The following is a 1,426-nucleotide window of genomic DNA, read 5'->3' as shown; positions in this document are numbered from 1 at the left end:
TCGCCGCCGCGGCGGCGAGCGTGGAGAAGGAAGCCGGACGACTCGATGTCCTCGTCAACAACGCCGGAATATCCGGCCGGTTGGCGGGCGGGGCGCAGAATCCCACGACCCTCGACCTCGACGTCCTGCGCACGGTCCTGGAGACGAACGTGTTCGGGGTGGTACGGGTGACGAACGCGATGCTCCCGCTGCTCAGCCGTGCCGCCGCGCCCCGGATCGTCAACATGTCCAGCAACATGGGCTCGCTGACGCTGCGGACCGGCCCGGTCATGGCCGCCTACTCACCCTCCAAGTCGATGCTCAACAGCGTCACGGCACAGTACGCCCGCCAATTCGCCGACACGGACATCATCGTGAACGTGGCCTGCCCCGGGTACGTGGCAACCGACTTCACCGGATTCGCCGGGGAACGAACACCCGAGCAGGGCGCCGCGATCGCCCTTCACCTCGCCACGCTGCCCGACGACGGCCCCCGAGGCGGCTTCTTCGACGACGAGGGAGCCGTCACCTGGTAACCCGGAGTCCCTGACGGCCGGGATCAGTTCGCCCCGCGCGCCACGCGGTGGCGGAGGTAGACGACCCCCGACGGGAACGTGCGGTTTTCGACGAGTTCGAGGTTCACCCGGCGTTCGGCCTGGGGGAAGAACGGAACGCCGCCGCCGACGAGTACCGGGTAGACCCTGGCCCGGTACTCGTCGATCAGGTCCGCCGCCGCGGCCTCGGCGGCGAGCGTCGCGCCGCCGATCGCGATGTCGCCCTCGCCCGGCTCGGCGCGCAGTCGCTCGATCTCCTCCGCCAGGCCGCCGGAGGCCAGGCGGGCGTTGCCCCGCACCTCCGCCAGCGTCGTGGAGAACACCACCTTCGGGAGGGCCTTCCAGAGCGCGGCGAACTCATGCGTCGAGAAGTCGAGCGACGGGCTCTCCTCGGGGGTCTCCCAGCACAGCATGTCCTCGTACAACCGCCGTCCCAGCAGGTGGAAACCGAGCCCCCGCACCTCGTCGGTGGCGAGGCGGAAGACCTCTTCGTCGGGCGCCGTCCAGTCGAAGCCGCCGTCCGGCCCGACGACGTAGCCGTCGAGTGAGACGCTCATCGAATAGGTCACCTTGCGCATGGGAAGTCCTCCTCGGTAGCGGGTTCGACAGTACGACCGCCGGGACGCCCCGGACTCATCGCGGCGCGCGGGACGCCCTACGCGCCCACCGTCCCGTCGACGCCCTCACGCAGCAGGTCGGCGTGGCCGTTGTGGCGGCCGTACTCCAGCAGTACGTGCACCATCACCATCCGCAGCGAGACGTCCTCGCCCCACCGTGGCTGATGGCCCGTCAGATCCAGCGAGCCGGCCGCCCGCTCGATCCGCCGTGACGTCTCGACCTCGGCCTCCCAGGCGGTGAACGCCTCGGACCGGGACGAGGCGTTCACCGCCTGG

Annotated in this window: 3 protein-coding genes; 1 reads left to right on the top strand and 2 read right to left on the bottom strand. The window is 70.3% G+C overall.

The window, feature by feature from the left end; translation table 11 throughout:
- Positions 1–515: SDR family NAD(P)-dependent oxidoreductase (locus BHU15_RS11850; protein WP_069627155.1), on the top strand; the 515-nt coding region annotated here is incomplete at its 5' end.
- Between the two features lie 23 nt (positions 516–538).
- On the opposite strand, the gene BHU15_RS11845 is transcribed toward BHU15_RS11850, so the two are convergent.
- Both BHU15_RS11845 and BHU15_RS11840 read right to left on the bottom strand, forming a co-directional pair.
- Positions 539–1,111, bottom strand: coding sequence for a dihydrofolate reductase family protein (locus BHU15_RS11845; RefSeq protein ID WP_069627154.1), 573 nt, complete (start codon positions 1,109–1,111; stop codon positions 539–541).
- Positions 1,112–1,188: 77 nt separating this feature from the next.
- Positions 1,189–1,426, bottom strand: a 238-nt coding sequence (locus BHU15_RS11840; RefSeq protein ID WP_141726805.1) for a mycothiol transferase, incomplete at its 5' end; no start/stop codon positions are given.

The organism is Streptomyces niveus (assembly GCF_001723055.1).
In the GTDB taxonomy this organism is placed as follows: Bacteria; Actinomycetota; Actinomycetes; order Streptomycetales; family Streptomycetaceae; genus Streptomyces; species Streptomyces niveus.
This window is presented reverse-complemented; position numbering and strand designations above follow the sequence as displayed.